This window comes from Bacillus manliponensis, assembly GCF_000712595.1.
Classification (GTDB): domain Bacteria; phylum Bacillota; class Bacilli; order Bacillales; family Bacillaceae_G; genus Bacillus_A; species Bacillus_A manliponensis.
This window is the reverse complement of the sequence record NZ_JOTN01000013.1, coordinates 40,805-56,843: the sequence shown is the minus strand read 5'-3', so window position 1 is coordinate 56,843 and position 16,039 is coordinate 40,805. Positions and strand designations below refer to the sequence as shown.

The 16,039-nt window shown below is 32.3% G+C and carries 13 protein-coding genes; 12 read left to right on the top strand and 1 reads right to left on the bottom strand.

Annotation, left to right across the window (positions count from 1 at the left end; translation table 11 throughout):
* The first annotated feature begins 23 nt into the window (after positions 1-23).
* Genes BAMA_RS15160 through BAMA_RS23550 form a run of 11 tightly spaced genes read left to right on the top strand, consistent with a single transcriptional unit; the run spans position 24 to position 13,130 of the window.
* Positions 24-1,478 carry a class I adenylate-forming enzyme family protein gene (locus BAMA_RS15160; RefSeq protein ID WP_034640588.1) on the top strand — a complete coding sequence of 485 codons (1,455 nt, stop codon included), beginning with the start codon at positions 24-26 and terminating at the stop codon, positions 1,476-1,478.
* Positions 1,479-1,487: 9 nt separating this feature from the next.
* Positions 1,488-2,834: an ATP-binding protein gene (locus BAMA_RS15155; protein ID WP_034640584.1), complete on the top strand. Its 1,347-nt coding sequence runs from the start codon at positions 1,488-1,490 to the stop codon at positions 2,832-2,834.
* Between the two features lie 24 nt (positions 2,835-2,858).
* Positions 2,859-4,694, top strand: a complete 1,836-nt coding sequence (uvrB, locus tag BAMA_RS15150) for an excinuclease ABC subunit UvrB (protein WP_051758976.1) — start codon at positions 2,859-2,861, stop codon at positions 4,692-4,694.
* 23 nt (positions 4,695-4,717) lie between these two features.
* Positions 4,718-7,567 (top strand): excinuclease ABC subunit UvrA, encoded by a 2,850-nt coding sequence (gene uvrA / locus BAMA_RS15145; RefSeq protein ID WP_034640580.1) that lies wholly within the window; start codon positions 4,718-4,720, stop codon positions 7,565-7,567.
* A gap of 32 nt (positions 7,568-7,599) precedes the next feature.
* Entirely contained in the window at positions 7,600-8,469 is an 870-nt protein-coding gene (locus tag BAMA_RS15140) for an amidohydrolase family protein (RefSeq protein WP_034640577.1), read from the top strand.
* Positions 8,470-9,759: a diaminopimelate decarboxylase gene (lysA, locus tag BAMA_RS15135; RefSeq protein WP_051758975.1), complete on the top strand. Its 1,290-nt coding sequence runs from the start codon at positions 8,470-8,472 to the stop codon at positions 9,757-9,759.
* The gene (locus tag BAMA_RS15130) at positions 9,756-10,493 is read left to right on the top strand and encodes an acyl-CoA dehydrogenase family protein (protein ID WP_034640573.1); all 738 of its coding nucleotides are present in this window, start codon (positions 9,756-9,758) and stop codon (positions 10,491-10,493) included. Before lysA ends, BAMA_RS15130 begins: the two co-directional genes overlap by 4 nt.
* Positions 10,494-10,497: 4 nt before the next feature.
* On the top strand, positions 10,498-11,646 hold the full coding sequence (locus BAMA_RS15125) for an acyl-CoA dehydrogenase family protein (protein WP_034640570.1): 1,149 nt from the start codon (positions 10,498-10,500) through the stop codon (positions 11,644-11,646).
* 23 nt (positions 11,647-11,669) lie between these two features.
* The gene (locus BAMA_RS15120; RefSeq protein WP_051758974.1) at positions 11,670-11,918 is read left to right on the top strand and encodes an acyl carrier protein; all 249 of its coding nucleotides are present in this window, start codon (positions 11,670-11,672) and stop codon (positions 11,916-11,918) included.
* A 48-nt stretch (positions 11,919-11,966) separates the two neighbouring features.
* Positions 11,967-12,383 carry a holo-ACP synthase gene (gene acpS, locus BAMA_RS15115; protein WP_051758973.1) on the top strand — a complete coding sequence of 139 codons (417 nt, stop codon included), beginning with the start codon at positions 11,967-11,969 and terminating at the stop codon, positions 12,381-12,383.
* Between the two features lie 24 nt (positions 12,384-12,407).
* A complete protein-coding gene (locus BAMA_RS23550) occupies positions 12,408-13,130 on the top strand; it encodes a winged helix-turn-helix domain-containing protein (RefSeq protein ID WP_051758972.1) in 723 nt (240 codons plus the stop codon).
* Between the two features lie 785 nt (positions 13,131-13,915).
* Here BAMA_RS23550 and BAMA_RS15105 read toward each other — a convergent pair.
* Positions 13,916-14,308 (bottom strand): RidA family protein, encoded by a 393-nt coding sequence (locus BAMA_RS15105; protein WP_034640568.1) that lies wholly within the window; start codon positions 14,306-14,308, stop codon positions 13,916-13,918.
* Between the two features lie 218 nt (positions 14,309-14,526).
* Between BAMA_RS15105 and BAMA_RS15100 the strand changes: the two genes are divergently transcribed.
* Complete coding sequence (locus BAMA_RS15100) at positions 14,527-16,038, top strand: AMP-binding protein (protein ID WP_034640565.1); 1,512 nt, start codon at positions 14,527-14,529, stop codon at positions 16,036-16,038.
* The last annotated feature ends 1 nt before the right edge of the window (position 16,039 follow it).

Below are 16,039 nucleotides of genomic sequence, written 5' to 3'. Positions count from 1 at the left end.
AGGGAAAGAGAGGAACTAGGTAGATGCAATTATTAGATTATGTATATGAATCTGCAAGTCGTTTTGCTAATAAAGAAGCCTTAATATACGAGGGTGATAAATTAACTTATCAAGAATTGGTTAATTGTTTTGATAATATAGGAGATAAAGTCTCGCAAGATTTAATCAACTTTAATTATCCAATTGGTATTTATATTAAAAATCACCCAGATTTTATTATTGCCTATTATTCTTTAATAAAAGCACAAAAAGTGGCTCATTTAGTTGATCGAAAGTGGGGAGCACTTGAGCTTGAAGGTTTAATCAATCATATTCATCTGGGGGGATTTATGGTTCGAACAGAAGAACTTGCTGATTTTCCTTTAAGGGAGAAGGTTAAGAATGTTATTAATTATGGGGATTTATCTTTAGTTATTATTAAAGATGAATTTCTCTCTCCAGATTTAAATCAAAAAAGGTTAGACGGTGTAATATCTTGTAGATATTCTTCAGGAACCACAGGTGTTCCAAAATGTATTATGTACAAAGAAAAAAATGTAATTGCAGCTTCTACCAATTGGTTGGAATCAATTGATCTTCAGTCAAATGATTTAGTTTATTGTGCAGCTTACTTAACTCATGGATTAGCATTTAATACCTCTATCCTTGCCCCATTACGAGTCGGGGCTACAATTCTACTACATAGTGATCTTACCCCAAGAAGAGTAATCGAAACCATATTAGATAATAAACCTACAATTTTTGTAGCGTTCCCTGTACTTTATGACTTAATGACAAAAGCAAAAAATGTTCAACCATTAGATGGTATTAGAATGTGTGTGTCATCCGGTACAGTTCTTCATGAAAGTATAAAAAGAAAGTTTAAGCAATCTTTTGGAATACATATATCTGATTTATATGGCGTAGCGGAAACAGGTTTATCTATTTTAAACCAACAAGAAGACTATAAAAGTGTTGGTTTTCCATTAAAGAATGTTGCCGTTAGAATTTTAGATTGCAATTATCAGAATCTTCTAGAGGGCCAAGTAGGTGAAGTGGCATTACTTACTGAGTCTAGGGCAGTAGGGTATTATAACTATCCTGGTGAGTTAGAAAATAGAATCGTAGATGGCTTTTATCTAACAGGCGATTTGGGTTCCATAGAAGCTGATGGGAAGTTATATATCAGAGGAAGAAAAAGTGATGTTGTGGATATTGCAGGGAAAAAAGTTGATCCGGTTGAAGTAGAGGATGTTTTAAGAACACATCCAGAAGTATATGATGTAGCCGTTTTTGGAAAGAAGAATGTAGAAAATGGAACGGAAACTTTAGCTGCAGTTGTTGTAGCTAATGATTACATGAAGAGAGAACATGTAGTGAAGTTTTGTAAAGAGAGGTTAGTTAGTTATAAGGTTCCACAAATCGTCAAATTTGTTGTTGATATTCCTCGCAATAACAACGGTAAAGTGCTTAGAAGAGAGTTACAAAACTTAATTTAGGAGGAGTATATGGCTTTTTATGATGAACTAAAAAAGTGTATCAGTAGAGAAGACGAAAATTTTATTTGGTTAGGTAATGTTGAAGTAGAACAACATTGGGGTAAAGAGGACGTTATTACTTTACCCGGAAGTAACATTTCAAAATCACAACCGTTAGTAAATAAAATTGGTGAAATGGGACTTTTTTTAGCAGGTCAAAACGATATTGTTTGCTTAAAAGATACTGTAGATGAAGATTATGCACAATATATTGAAGAAATTCGAGGGTTTATTCCAGAGGTTTTAAATTTCCATGTAGATAATCCAGATATTAATATTTCTGAAACGATTTTATGGAATAAGGAAAGTACAAACCTTTTACAAAAAATGAATGTAGAAAATAAATATAGTTTATTACCTTACGGAACATCACAACTTGAAGAAGAGATATCTATTAGAACTTCAATACCTCTTACTACACCGAAAGCAAACGTATGTCAAGAAGTTAATAGTAAGTTATATAGTTGGGAACTTAGTGAGAAATTTGAACTTAGGCAAGTGACAGGAACTGTTAGTCGAAGCCTTGATGAGCTAGAAGGAAATTATAAAAAGATTAGAAAACAACTAGGTGAAAAACCCCTAGTATTAAAAGATTCTATGGGGGTTTCTGGAAAAGGAATGGTTTTAATAGATTCAGAGAATAAGTTTAATAGCATTATGAATTTGTTGAGAAGGTCTTCAAAGAAAAAGGGACATACCAATATAGAAATGTTACTAGAAAGTTGGATTGAGAAAGAAAGAGATCTTAATTATCAATTTTTAATAGATAGAAAGGGTAATGTGACATTTACCTCGGTTCGGGAGGCTCTAGTTTATAAGGGAGTACACCTTGGTCATAAATTACCGGTTAATTTAACTTCGGAACAAGAAGCTGAATTAGAAAGAGCATATAAGGTTATCGGTAAGCAGTTAGCTGAAAGTGGATATTATGGGGTTGTTGGAGTAGATGCAATGATTGATAGGAAAGGGTTATTGTATCCGTGTGTCGAAATAAATGCTAGATTCAATATGGCAACTTATCAAAATGAAATTGTTGAAAGTTTTTTTGAACCAGAGACGTTTTTTACTGCTATCCCTTTAGAAATTACACTAAAAGAATTGGTACCTTTTAATAAAATTAAAAAGGAACTAAATAGTATCTTGTACACTAAAGAAAAAGGATACGGTGTCATTATTAATGGTTTTTCTACGTTGAATCTAGGAATCAATAAAAAAGGGAGGTTATATACTATTATTTTAGGTCGTTCAATGCAACATTGTGAGGAAATGACTAAAAAATTGAAAGAATTTTTAAGTGATTTTAGTGTGGAAAGATAAAGATAAAGATAAAGGGGATTCATAATGAGAACGGTAATTGACTTTGAGTTGCAATCTTCGTTTAAACCAATGGGAGATCAACCACAAGCAATAAAAAAGTTAATTGATGGGATTGAGTCTGAAGAAGAGAGGTTATTGTTAAAAGGAGCGACTGGTACTGGCAAGACATTTACTATAGCAAATATAATTCAAAAACTTAATCGGCAGACTTTAATCATTGCACATAATAAGACGTTAGTAGCTCAATTGTGGAGTGAATTGAAAGAATTATTTCCTAATAACGCTGTGGAATATTTTGTTAGTTATTATGATTATTATCAACCAGAAGCTTATATCCCTCATAAAGATTTGTTTATTGAAAAAGATTCTAAAGTTAATGAGGAAATTGAACGAATGAGGCATTCTGTTATGGATAGTCTCTTGAAACGTACAGACGTCATTGTAGTCGCAAGTATTTCATGTTTATATCCTATGAGTTCGCCACAAGATTTTAGTACCAGCTCTTTTGTCCTTTCCATTGAAGCGGACGGATATTTTTCCTATAGGTATGAACAAGTTATTAAAATGCTTATTGATAATCAATACACAAGAAATGACATCGAATTAAAACCTGGAAACTTTAGATTAAGCGGTGGCGTTATAGATGTATACCCAATGGGGAAAAAAGAAGCAATCAGATTAACATTTTTTGGAGATGAATTAGAAGAAATTTTAGCTATTCATCCCCTTACCGAGGAAATTTTAGAGGCTTTGGAAGAAGTGCATATTTTTGCAGCAAGTAGCTTTGTAGCTACATCTAAGCAAATTGAAAATGCGGTTCCACTTATTGAACAGGATTTACGAGAACAAATTAACTATTTAAGAAATTTAGGTCATATTATAGAAGCGGAAAGGTTAGAGAAAAGAACTCTTTATGACTTAGAGATGTTAAAAAATACAGGATATTGTGTAGGTATTGAAAATTATTCTAGGTATATGCAAAACAGAGAGAAGGGCTCACGATGCTTTAATTTAACAGATTATTTTGATTCCAATTATTTAACGGTTATTGATGAGTCCCATGTGTTATTACCACAACTTCGAGCTATGTATGCTGGGGATCAATCTCGAAAAAGAAGTCTAATAGATTATGGGTACCGATTACCATCTACTTTAGATAATAGACCACCTACTTTTGATGAGTTTATGGATCATACTAAAAAGTTGATATTTATGTCTGCTACTCCAGGGAACTATGAGCTAGAAGCTAGTAAGATATTTGCTGAACAAGTTATTCGTCCGACTGGTTTGGTTGATCCAAAAATAGAGCTGAAGAGTAGTGGGGATTATTTCCAATATCTTGTTCAAGAGATTAACAAAACTATTAATAAGAACGAAAGAGTATTGGTTATAGCTCTAACAAAAAAACAGGCCGAAAAAATAACACAAGAGTTGAGCGCTTTAAAGATTAAATCCGCTTATTTACATTCTGAAATAGAGAATATCGAAAGATCAGAGATTATCCGTTCTTTTAGAATGGGAGAGTTTGATGTCCTTGTGGGAATTAATCTTTTAAGAGAAGGATTGGATTTACCAGAAGTATCTTTGGTTAGTGTAATAGGCGCTGATAAGAGAGGTTTTCTAAGATCTAAAAGTGCTTTATTACAAATAATTGGGAGAGCATCGAGGAATGTAAATGGTCGGGTTATTTTGTTTGCTGATAATAAGACAGAGAATATTAAAGAAGCGATGGAAGAAACAGAGCGAAGAAGAGATATACAGATTGCTTATAACAAAGAGAACGGCATTAAACCTAAAACAATTATAAAGAAAGATACAGGGTCTTTACGAAGTTTATTAGGATTCAAAGAAAATATCTAAAGATAAAATAGGGTGGTAGCACTATGAAAAAAAGAAAAATAAAAGTAAGAGGTGCAAGGGCAAATAATCTCAAAAATGTTAGTTTAGACTTAGACTTTGATAGCCTTACAGTATTTTCAGGTGTAAGTGGATCGGGGAAATCATCTTTAGCTTTTGATACAATTTTTGCTGAAGGGCATCGAAGGTATGTGGATTCATTATCATCTTATGCAAGGCAATTTTTAGGTCAAATAGAGAAGCCGGATGTTGATTCTATTGAAGGGCTTACCCCGTCAGTATCTATAGAGCAAAAGGTTATCCATAAAAATCCAAGGTCCACAGTAGGTACTGTCACTGAAATTTATGATTACATTAGAATACTATATTCTACAATAGGAATACCCTACTGTCCTGAACATCATATTCCTATTCAACCACAATCAATTGATCAAATGATTAATAAATTAAAAGATTTAGAGGACGGGGTAGAATTATATATTTATGCGCCGCTCGTTAAAGGGGGGAAAGGAGAGTTTAAAAATTTAATTAGTGATATATCCCAAAAGAGGTTTATAAGGGTTCGAATTAACGACGAACTAATTAAGCCAAGTGCAAAAATAACTTTAGATAAAAATAAGAAGCATACTATTGAAGCTCTAATAGATAAAGTAATCTTCTTAAAAGAAAACAAAAGAAGAATTACAGATTCTATAAAAAGAGCTGCACGGGAAGCAAAAGGGCAAGTGTTAGTAGAAGCTTTCAAAGGAAATGAGAAAAAAGAAAGTTACTTCTTTAATAGTTTACAGGCCTGTTCGACATGTGGGTACTCAATTGATAATTTATCACCTAGAAACTTTTCTTTTAATAGCCCATATGGTGCATGTAACGAGTGTCATGGATTAGGATCCACTTTGCAAGTTAATCCGCGTTTATTAATAACTAATTGGAATAAATCCATTAACGATGGGGTATTTGATAATTGGGCTACAAGTACAGCCAAGTGGTACCACAATATAATTGATAGTGTATGTCAACACTATGGGATTTTGAAAGATACGCCATTTAAAGATTTACCTTCAGAGCATAGAGATATCCTTTTGTATGGAAGTGGTAACGAAGAGATTCTATTTGATTACCAATCTGACCGGAAGCAACGTACCCATACCTCTACGTTTGAGGGAGTAATTCCTAATATAAACAGAAGGTATAGTGCAAGTAACTCAGCAAGCGTTAAAGAAAAGCTTGAGGAAGTTATGTCTAGTATTAAGTGTCAGGTATGTCACGGTAAGCGTTTAAAGATATCGAGTTTGGCTGTGTATATTGGTGATAAAAACATCTCACAACTATCTGAGATGTCGATAGAAGAGTTGTATAAATATTTTAAACAAATTGAAGACCAATTAGATAATAAACAATTAGAAATTTCCAGTAAAGTTTTAGACGAAATTTTAAGTAGACTTCAATTCTTATTAGATGTTGGATTAGAATATTTAACTTTAGATAGGGAAGCTAAGACATTATCTGGAGGTGAGGCACAAAGGATTAGATTAGCTACTCAGATTGGATCTGCTTTATCTGGAGTTATTTATGTGTTAGATGAACCTAGCATTGGGTTGCATCAAAGGGATAATTTACGCTTAATAAATACATTAAAACGCTTAAAAGAACTTGGAAACATGGTTATAGTCGTAGAACATGATATAGATACAATGCTAGCAGCAGATTATATTGTAGAGTTAGGAAAAGGTGCTGGGAAAGATGGGGGAGAAATTGTTGCTGCTGATACACCAAAAGGATTTATAAAAGGTAATCCCTCTTTAACTAGTCAATATTTATCAGGTGCTAAGAAAATAGAAATACCTAAAGAAAGAAGAAAGCCTAATGGGAATTATTTATCCATTATTGGTGCTAAAGAAAATAATTTAAAAAGTGTCAATGTTGACATTCCTTTAGGTGTACTGACCTGTATTACAGGTGTTTCTGGTTCAGGGAAAAGCACCTTAATTAATGGGATTTTATATAAACATTTAGCTAGAGAAATTAATAGGGCACATAAGTTATTACCAGGGCTGTTTGATAATATACAAGGGTTAAATCATATTGATAGAGTAATTAACATCGATCAATCTCCTATTGGAAAATCACCAAGATCCAACCCAGCAACTTATACTGGTATGTTTGATGAAATTAGGGATTTATTTGCCAAGACAACAGATGCAAAAGTAAGAGGGTTACTAAAAAAAGCTTTTAGCTTCAATGTACCAGGTGGTAGATGTGATACCTGTAAAGGCGATGGGGTTGTGAAAATTGAAATGCACTACTTACCAGATGTGTATGTTGTTTGTGATGATTGTGAAGGGAACAGATATACACAAGAAACGTTAAGTGTTCAATTTAAAAACAAGAATATTTCTGATGTTCTAAATATGACGGTTTCTGATGCTATGGAGTTCTTCAAGGATCATCCTAAAATAATGAGATATTTACAAAGCCTAAGTAATGTAGGGTTAGGTTATATGAAAATTGGACAACCAGCAACTACGTTGTCTGGTGGAGAAGCACAACGCATTAAATTAGCTACTGAGTTAGCGAGGACTTCTACAAATAAGACACTGTATATATTAGATGAGCCTACCACAGGATTACACTTAGAGGATATAAATAGAATATTAAAGGTGCTGCAACGTTTGGTAGATAAAGGTTCGTCTGTATTGGTAATAGAGCATAACTTAGACGTTATTAAAACTGCTGATTATATTATTGATATGGGGCCAAATGGTGGTGAAAATGGTGGCGAGGTAGTTGCTGTGGGAACACCAGAGGATATCTGTCGGGTAGATAGCTCAATAACCGGTATGTTTTTGAAAAATACTTTAGATTTAACGTATAACTAACCTAAGTGTATTTAATGAAAGGAGGTGATTGCTTGATTGATTTTCATGTTCATATAGGCAGATTACATGATGAGTATACAGAAGATTTTGCATCTCAAATGATGACTCCTTGTAATAAAAACACTGAAAATATGGAAGTTGATATAGGAAGACTAATTCAGGAAATGGATAGAAGTAATGTTCAAAAAGCAGTATTGCTAGGGTTTAATGCTAAACGTACTTTGGGTGTACACGTTACCAATGAATATGTGTCCAACATATGTAAAGAAAACCCAACACGTTTTATAGGATTTGCTTCTTTTGATGGTATGGATAATACCTTATGTAAGGGGGATTTACAAAAGGAATTAGTAAACTATAATCTTAAAGGTTATAAATTAGCATTTGGTTATTTAAATATGTCTCCTAATGATCAGGGGTGGTACCCAATTTATGAAGATGCCATAGAGCGTGAACTTCCCATTTTGGTACATATGGGATATACACCTATTAAACAAGCTAACTTACGTTACTGTCATCCTATATTACTGGATAAGGTACTAAGTAATTTTCCTAAATTAAAAATCGTGATTGCTCATATGGGGTGGCCATGGATTGAGGATACACTAGAATTGTTAAAGCGCTATGAAAATGTTTATGCAGATTTATCAATAGTTTCTTCTTACCAATCTATTAGCACAATTTCTAACATAATTAGATTAGCTAAAAAGCATGAGGTTGTTAATAAACTTATTTGGGGCACAGATTATCCAATGTGTTCTATGATAGATAGCCTAAATCGTTTTAAAGAAATTAAAAGTCATCTAGATGATAATAAGATTGTAATTGAATCGGGAACTTGGGAGAGGATATTTCAAGGGAACGCTAATTATTTATTGGGGATTAAGGAGGTAGCGATTTAGTTGGATAACAATAAAAAAGTATTGAAAATAGGAAATATTGAATGTGATGATTTAGTTGAAAAAGTTGGGACACCTGCCTATATATACGATGCTGATATTATTAAAAATCAGGTAGAGAGACTCAATAGTCTACATAAAGATGTTCAATTATTTTATTCATTAAAAGCAAACCCCAATCCGTCGATTGTAAAGTTTATTTATAGTCTTGGGGCAAACCTGGAAATTTGTTCTTTGAAGGAATTAGAAATTGTAGAGAAAATCAATGCTTCACCAGAACGTGTTCTATATTTAGGTCCTGGAAAAACTGAAAAAGAAATTAGAAGGGTATTAGAATACGGAGTGAAGTATTTTATTATTGAATCGTTACAAGAAATGAAGAAAATTAATGAAATTGGAGAAGAAAAAGGTAGAGAAATTAAAGTAGGTGTACGACTAAATCCCAGCGTGTCAGCTAAAGGCTCTAAATTAACTATGGGAGGAAAACCAAGGCAATTTGGGATTGATGAAGAGCAATTATCAGAAATATTTGCTCTAGAAACATCGTTGAAAAATGTAAAGATAGTAGGGATTCATGTATATAATGGTACCCGAATCCTCGCTAGTGATGTTTTTATAGAAAATACATCTCATGTTTTAAATCTAGCAAAGAAAGTTATTAAAGAATATCAGGTAGATTTAGAGTTCGTTGATATTGGTGGAGGCATGGGCATTCCATATTTCCCAAATGAAAGTACACTTGATTTGGAGGATATATCTAAGAAATTATCCGAGTTGATCCCAATTTTTCACAAAGAGGTTGGAGCTAAAATCCCTATCTTTTTAGAATCAGGTAGATATGTAGTTGGTGAGAGTGGGGTATATGTAACAGAAGTGTTATATAAAAAGATATCTAAAAATTTTGAATTTTTAACTGTTGATGGCGGCACACATCATCATATGGCCGCGGGAGGTATGGGGAATGCTTTAAAAAAGAATTTTCCAATTAAAGTTTTAAATAAATATGATGAAGAGCCAGAAATAGAATATTACATCTCAGGTCCTTTATGTACACCCAATGACCTTATTGCAAAAAAGATTAAACTTCCTCAAACGCAGACAGGTGACCTGATTGGTATTTTAAATGCTGGTGCATATGGATTAACGGCTAGTCCTGTTTTGTTTTTAAGTCACTATCTCCCAGTAGAAGTCTTGGTACAGCAGGATAACTATATGGTCATTCGAGAGAATACAGAATATGATTCTCCAGATATACGGGAATTTCAAGAAGTTGAGGAGGTACTGAATACATGAACTTTATGCTGAAAACCAAAGGTATTTCTGAAAAAATTAATCTGATTATTGATAATGAACATGATAAAAGTCTTTATGATGAACTACTTGCTGTGGAACAAGAGTTATCAAAAAAATTAGAGGTTCCTAATGTTAGTTTAGGATCAAAAGTCGGTGATACCTTCTTGTTTCTAGATCACTTAGCAGAGGGTGTGGTCTTCTATTTAGATAATAATGTTTGGTATAAGGTACTTTTTCATGAAAGTGTACCTATTTGTAATAAAGACTCTTATATTCTTGCATTAAGAAAAGTGGAAAATTATACGAAGATAGAGCAGGCTTCAACACAAGAACAAAAAATTTTATGGTTATATGGATTACACTATAAATTGATATTAGCATCTTATGTGTTGAAATCTATTGAAACTATCTTACAATTATGTAAAGAATATGTAAAAGAACGAAAGACATTTGGAATTCCCATCTCCAAACATCAAATGGTCTATGATACATTTGTTACGGTTAGTAGTGAATTTGATGGTAATGTACTGTTCTTAAGGGAGTTATCAAGTCAGGTTCATTCAAATGGACTAGAATATCAGAAGTATTTTAAACAAATCGACTTTATGTTGGAAAATAATAGTGAGTTAGTCGATAGAATCCTCCCATTATTTGGGGCTTATGGTTTAGAGAATAATTCAATTATTGATAATTTCCTAAATGTTCATCACTTATCAATATTTAAGGGGGTTTAAAGCATTGTTGGATTCACTCAGAGATGGAGTAAAAGAGTACGCATTAGAGTTAAGGAGTTATGCTTTAGAAGCTGATAAGAATAGGGATTTGCCTACAAAGTATCTTCAACAATACTCAACCTTTCAGCCTCTATGGCGCTTAGGTGTGCCAAAAGAGTATGGTTATAGTGGCATCAAGACCAAAGAGGGAGATTTTTATGGAGATTCATCCATTGAGCTAGCGGTATGTACAGAGGAGTTAGCATACGGAGACCCTGCTATGATGTTATCAATGCCAGGACCACAATTATTAGGGCCAATATTACAAGAGCTAGGTACGAAGGAACAACAAGATAAATTTTTCTCATCTTTTATGACTTCAGAACCAATTTGGACAGCATTTAATTTAACCGAGCCAAATGCCGGATCAGACATTGCAGCAATAGAAACGGTTTCTATTAAGAAAGATGATGAAACTTATGTAATGAATGGAGAAAAGAAATATATAGCAAACGCAGAGAGAGCTCAATGGGCACTTACATTTACAAAAATGGGGTCTAAAAATAATCAATTTGCTATTCAAAGCTTTTTAATCCATGAAGATCAATTCAAAGGTCATAATACTGTTGAGAGAGAATATGGACGAACGTTAGGTATGAGAGTTGCTAGACTAGGTCATACCATCTATCGTGGTCTAGAAGTAAATCAATCACAAATTATCGGTCTAACTAAATCACCTCTTCAAAGAGGATTAAGAGGTGCAATGAAAGTGTTTTTTAGGATGCGTCCTTCTACATCTTCAATTGCAATAGGAACGTGTAGAGCAATATTAGATTATGTAAGGGATAATGTAAAAGTAAATGTAAGACAAGAGCTTATGCTAGATGAGTTACAATGGAAGGTTGAAAGAACAAGAAGATTAGTTTACCGTGCTGCAAATGAAGTTGATCAGAATATTTTTAATCCAAAAACTTCTTCAATGGCAAAGTGGATGGCTAATAATTTAGTTTATGAGGTATCTAGAAAAGTAACGCAGTTGTTAGGTCCAATTGTTATTGCTGAGCACCCATTATTAGAAAAATGGATGCGAGATGGACGAATGATTGAGTTTATGGAAGGATCAACGAATATCCATAAACGAGAAGTTGCGCAGGAACTATTAGGGATAAACTAAAAAAGTATTAGGAGGTAATAACTATGAATACAGTTGAAAATTTGAAGGATTTAGTAACAGAAATTGTGGCGAAGCAACTAGAGTTGCAGAAGAATGAGATTAAAGAAGATGCAAATATTTTTGAAGATCTAGGGTTAGATTCAACAGGTGTAATTGAATTGTTGTTAGCATTAGAAGAAGAATGTGAAATTGAATTTGATATGGAAGAGCTAGATCCTGGTAATTTAGAAAGTATCAATGCCATTACAGAATACATTTTAGAATTAAGATAGATGCTATGTTTATAACAAGATTAGACGATTTAGGAGTCGAGATTAAAGATGAATCAAAATAACGTAGTTCCATTTGTAACTAATGTATACGGTATAGGAATAGATATTCAAAGCATTAATGAGATAGAATCTTCTATTGAAAAGCACGGTTTGAAATTTTTAAATAAAATTTTTACTTCAGAGGAAATTGCATATTGTAGTAACAAACATAAACCATCTCAACATTTTGCAGCAAGATTCTCAGCAAAAGAAGCTTTCTTAAAAGCGCTGGGTACGGGTATAGGGTCCGGATTTTGTTTAAAGGATGTTGTGGTATTAAATAAAGATTCTGGAGAGCCATATCTCACATACTGTAACCAAGTTAACAGAGTGGTAATCGAGAAAAAATTGAAAGCTTTTGTGTCACTTTCTCACTCTCTGGAATATTCGATAGCACAAGTTATATTGGAGCATGATTTGACATAATATAAAATGCGTAGGGGTGAGGATATGAAAGTTGCAGTTATTAGTACTGAACTATTTGTACTTAAATCAGCTAGGAAGATTGCATATCATGACAATTGGGAAATAGTTCATGTAGGAGATATAACTTCTTTAAATTATATATTAAAAGATCAACAGAGTTACTTTAATGGGATTGTATGGCATCTTAAAGATTTAGACTTTGAAGAAGTAAAGCAGTTTCGTAATTTTAAAAAGGGCTTTAAAAGCATCCCTACGATGGTCCTTTTTGAACATAGTATTAATAAGCAGCAAACAGAGGTAGAATTTTTGAAAAAAAATTCTACCATGTCCTTTGATATTTATACAGATCATCAAGCGGGTGAATATTTCGATTGTTTTTATAATTATATGATTCAGTTAAACAGACATGATAAACATTCTAAAAATATTATTAATATTTATCCTAATATATCTTTAAATATTGATATGAGATATTTAAATAATAATGGGAAAATATTACCCTTAGCTGGAAAAGAATTTGAGATGCTTATGTTTTTCATCGATACGAGAGATCGATTTGTTACAACTGAAGAAATCTTACTTGCAATTTGGGATGAGTATACTACTAATGAGACAGTTAGGCAGTATATATATAAACTCCGTAAGAAATTGCATACTAATCAGAAAAATTTCAATCTACTAATTCACCGAAAAAGTATTGGGTACACTTTAATTGGTGAAGGTAATGAATTCTTGGTAGGTCTTTAGTAACATAATACATATGGTATTTATAGACCGATATATATTTAATGTGCTCTTATGGAATTGGTAGTTCGTGGTGTATTGATATAAGATCAACGGTTACATCTTTTTAACATTCGGTGATATGTAAAAAGGTAACGAAGTTATGTGATATTAATACCAAAAGCACTGTACATGATATTTGATTATCATATACTAAGCAATATAAGCAATTATTTAGGAGAGCAGGAGCATGTGATTGCGATTGATTGGAATATAGCCCTATTTTAGTCGTAATATCTTGTTAGAAAGCAAGGACATGTAAATGCTCTTATTTTTAACAAAAAAGAGTATTCTATCAATTTATTAAATTCGACTTTATTATTCGTAATCCTTCTAATTTAATTTTATTTTTTAGTGTAATTAAGTCAAGGTTTTTTCTTTTAATTGATTATGAAAGATAAGTTGAAAGTAGCTGGATAAATATTAAAAGTACGAATAGAATAAATGCCCAGATTTAACAAAATTGTAGCTGATTTAATGTTATATCAAAATGATTAATTCATATTTTTTAAGAGATTTAAAAGGTAACCTAGGATTACAAGTGTTATAAATTTATTATTTATTATATATTAAATAACAGATAATATAACGAATAATAAAACGTAAATAGTAAAGTATCAATAAAATATTTAATAAGTCTGTAGGAGAACAACCCAATGTTGTACTTTTATTTATAAAATAAAAGTACAACATTGGGTCTTTTAATTTTAGCTGTATATAAGGTGCTAAAATGTCTTTCTATAGAGAATTTATTCTTCAGGAACTATACAATCTGCTTCAATTTCTACAAGCCATTCTTCTTTAATAAATCTGTTAACTTCAAAGACTGTACATGCTGGTTTGATTTGATCAAAGTATTCTTTATGTGCTTTTGCAGCTTCATCTACATTCTTCATATCTGTAAGATAAATTTTTGTACGTACAATATTTTCAAGGGAAAGTCCCATTTCTTCTACAGCATTTTTAATAATTTCAATACAACTCTTTGTTTGATCATAAACATTATTAGCTACACCTTTATTGTTAGGATCAATGGGTGCAGTGCCAGCGATTGCAATAATATTTCCTACTTTAACAGCTCGAGATGATCCTAAATAATTTTCAAAAGGAGAATTTGAACTTATTACAGTTTTATTGGGCATTGAATATCAACTCCGTGTTTTTCTTTTATAATAGATTGAAATTACGATTTTTCACATGGGTTTTAAAATAACTTCAATGTTAATTATGTGTTAATTGCCAAAGAGCTTTCAGGTGTTAAGTATTGTTAATTGTTAATTAATGTTACTTTAACACTAAATTAATTTAAAAGAGGTGATATAAATGTGAAACTATAATAAAAAACAAAGGACGGGGTAAGGTGAGAGAGAGTCTTCAGGTTTTTTTAAAAAATGCAACCTTTCAGTATGGAAGTAGAGTAGCTTATCAATTTCAGAAAAAGAGATACAGGTATAAAGATATCGATTTATTATCCGATCAGCTAGCGAATGCTTTAAAATCCCGAGATATCTTGGTAGGAGATAGAGTAGGTATTTTAACAAATAATCCTATTCATAATGTAATAACTTATCTAGCGGCACTAAAAGTTGGGGCAGTATGTGTACCATTAAATCCAGGACAAGATCAAACGATAGTTAACGAGATAAAAAAAGTTTCAGAAATAAAATGTTTTGTAGTCGATGAAAAAATGTATAAATTTTATGGACCAAGTACATTTCAAGAACAATCTATTTTTTCATTAGAGGTCTTCAAAGATTCAAGCGCAGTATGTGACTTGAAAGATATACAATGCTTTTCTACGGATTATATTAGTACAGATATAGAAGATGATAATGAGTCTTTTATTTTCTTTACTTCAGGTTCAACGGGAGTGAAAAAAGGGGTTGTTTTACAAAGAAAAAGTTTATTGGAATTTATTAAATGGGGAGGCGATTTCTTAGGAGTTACATCTAATGATAAATTTTTGTGCCATGCTCCATTGTATTTTGATATGTCTTTATTTTCATTGTTCATTCCATTTTCCTTAGGAGGAATGTGTGTACTTACATCTAATGAACAAAGGAATAATCCACGATATTTAAATCAACTAATTACGGAAGAACAGGTAAGTGTTTTACATTTGGTCCCCTCATCATTGAAATTACTCCTAAATGAAAAAAATCAGGATTATAAATCGGTTCGTTTTTTAGGATTAGCTGGAGAAGCATTACCGTCTGGCAATATACAAATGGTCAGAAGTGCATTTCAACATGCGCATATTGTGAATTTTTATGGGAGTACAGAGGTAAATGAAGCATTAGCATTCTTTCTTCCTCAAAATGTAGAGGGCATGAAGCGTTTACCAATTGGTAAACCATTAAAACATGTAGAAGTGTGTGTGTTAAATCAGGATTTATTACCTTGTAAAGAGGGGGAAGTAGGTGAACTGTATGTAAATTCATCTACAATGTTAAAATGCTATGTTAACAAATCAATAGATACTACATTTAAATTTCTTGGGGAGGATTCAATTTTAAAATACTTTCCAACTGGTGATTTGGTGAAATTTGAAAATGATCTCTTTTATTATATGGGCCGAAAAGATGACATGGTAAAGGTTCAGGGGAAGAGAGTATATCTTTCAGAAGTGCGAGATTTAGTATCTAAACATGAGGCAATTAATGAAGTCTTTGTATGTATGTATAAAGGAAGTCTTATTTCGATTGTTAATAGTAATACAGTTATTAATTCTTTAGAGATGAGAGTATACTGTTCTAAATATTTAGAGCCTCATGCTATACCGTCTAAATTTATTTTTATAGAGAATCATTTACCTAAGACTAGTACTGGAAAGATTGATAGAAAATTATTACAGGAATGTTTAGGAGGGTAAT

What these genes read in the sequence shown, in the direction of transcription:
- BAMA_RS15160 (WP_034640588.1), top strand. Translation starts at nt 24, where the DNA reads ATGCAATTATTAGATTATGTATATGAATCTGCAAGTCGTTTTGCTAAT.
- BAMA_RS15155 (WP_034640584.1), top strand. Translation starts at nt 1,488, where the DNA reads ATGGCTTTTTATGATGAACTAAAAAAGTGTATCAGTAGAGAAGACGAA.
- uvrB (WP_051758976.1), top strand. Translation starts at nt 2,859, where the DNA reads ATGAGAACGGTAATTGACTTTGAGTTGCAATCTTCGTTTAAACCAATG.
- uvrA (WP_034640580.1), top strand. Translation starts at nt 4,718, where the DNA reads ATGAAAAAAAGAAAAATAAAAGTAAGAGGTGCAAGGGCAAATAATCTC.
- BAMA_RS15130 (WP_034640573.1), top strand. Translation starts at nt 9,756, where the DNA reads ATGAACTTTATGCTGAAAACCAAAGGTATTTCTGAAAAAATTAATCTG.
- BAMA_RS15120 (WP_051758974.1), top strand. Translation starts at nt 11,670, where the DNA reads ATGAATACAGTTGAAAATTTGAAGGATTTAGTAACAGAAATTGTGGCG.
- acpS (WP_051758973.1), top strand. Translation starts at nt 11,967, where the DNA reads ATGAATCAAAATAACGTAGTTCCATTTGTAACTAATGTATACGGTATA.
- BAMA_RS23550 (WP_051758972.1), top strand. Translation starts at nt 12,408, where the DNA reads ATGAAAGTTGCAGTTATTAGTACTGAACTATTTGTACTTAAATCAGCT.
- BAMA_RS15105 (WP_034640568.1), bottom strand. Translation starts at nt 14,308, where the DNA reads ATGCCCAATAAAACTGTAATAAGTTCAAATTCTCCTTTTGAAAATTAT.